The organism is Agrobacterium sp. CCNWLW32, assembly GCF_037083425.1.
Lineage (GTDB): Bacteria > Pseudomonadota > Alphaproteobacteria > Rhizobiales > Rhizobiaceae > Agrobacterium > Agrobacterium radiobacter.
Genome location: NZ_JBAOJM010000034.1, coordinates 1 through 1304 on the forward strand (window position 1 = coordinate 1; position 1304 = coordinate 1304).

1 protein-coding gene is annotated in these 1304 nt (G+C 55.7%); it reads left to right on the top strand.

Going from position 1 to position 1304, the window contains the following annotated elements; translation table 11 throughout:
* Positions 1-3: 3 nt before the first annotated feature.
* Positions 4-1047, top strand: a complete 1044-nt coding sequence (locus V6R85_RS25975; RefSeq protein WP_425903509.1) for an IS110 family transposase — start codon at positions 4-6, stop codon at positions 1045-1047.
* The last annotated feature ends 257 nt before the right edge of the window (positions 1048-1304 follow it).

Below are 1304 nucleotides of genomic sequence, written 5' to 3' on the forward strand. Positions count from 1 at the left end.
ATTATGAATCGTAACCAACCGCAGGAGTGCGCCGTCTTTGGAATAGATATTGGAAAGAACCTCTTCCATGTCGTGGGCCTTGATTGCTCAGGCGCGATCATTCAGCGCGTCAAATTCCGACGTGAGACTTTGTTGCAGTTTTTCGAACGGGCGCACCGGACGCTTGTTGGAATGGAAGCCTGCCCGGGATCGCAATGGCTCGCGCGCAAACTGCAGACGATGGGCCACTCCGTCCGCATTATCCCTGCACAATTCGTCAAGCCCTATGTGAAGTCGAACAAGAATGACATCATCGATGCCGCGGCAATCGCCGAGGCTGCAACGCGGCCGACAATGCGTTTTGTTGGTGTCAAGCAAGCGGATCAGGTTGACCTGCAAATGCTGCACCGGGTTCGTAGCCGACTGGTATCGGCCCGGACGAACCTGATTTGCCAAATGCGCGCCTATTGCCTCGAGCATGGCGTCGCGATGCGGCAGGGAGCTGGCGTATTCAAGGTCGACATTTGCCGGGTTATGGATGACCTCGACAATGATCTGACGCCTATGGCGCGATCTGTTCTACGAGATCTGCATGATGATTTCCGCCGGCTCGAAGCCCGGATCAGACAGGTCTCCGACGACATTGAGAAGATCGCCGATACCGACGAGCGCGCAAGACGCCTTATGACAATTCCGGGGATCGGGCCGCTTGGCGCAACCGCCATTCTTTCCGCGATCGGTGATCCGACACGCTTTTCCAAAGCCCGGGATATTGCGGCCTGGCTGGGCCTGGTGCCTCGACAATATTCCACTGGAGGGAAGCAGAACCTCCTGGGCATCAGCAAACGCGGCAACAATTATCTTCGTCGCTTGATCATTCATGGAGCACGGTCATGCATGCTGCATCTCGATCGCGGCAAAGATCGTCTTGGCGTCTGGATCGATACCTTGCGGCTGAGAATGCACGTTAACAAGGTGACCGTAGCTTTGGCTGCCAAGCTGGCCCGTATCGTTTGGGTTGTCCTGACAAAGCCGGGGGCCACGTACATGCGTCAGGTCGCAGCTTGACCCAATCGCCTTTCTGGCCGTTGAGGCCGGACAGATTGCGAGGTTCGAGGGTGATGACGAGACAGTTGATCGACATTCTGTAAATCCTGGTTGAAAGCGGGCTTCGTGCCCGAAGAAGCTATTTGGAAACAGAATGTGCGGATCTCATCAGGGCCTGGCTGCAACAGCAGTCCACTCGCGAGAGGCCGGATACATTTACGCAAACTGCTATCGCCGGAACCTAAAATCCTTGCAATGACAGGGCGGACCATACATTT

Bases quoted from the DNA above. Each gene is read 5' to 3' on its own strand.
- V6R85_RS25975 (WP_425903509.1), top strand. From the start codon at position 4: ATGAATCGTAACCAACCGCAGGAGTGCGCCGTCTTTGGAATAGATATT.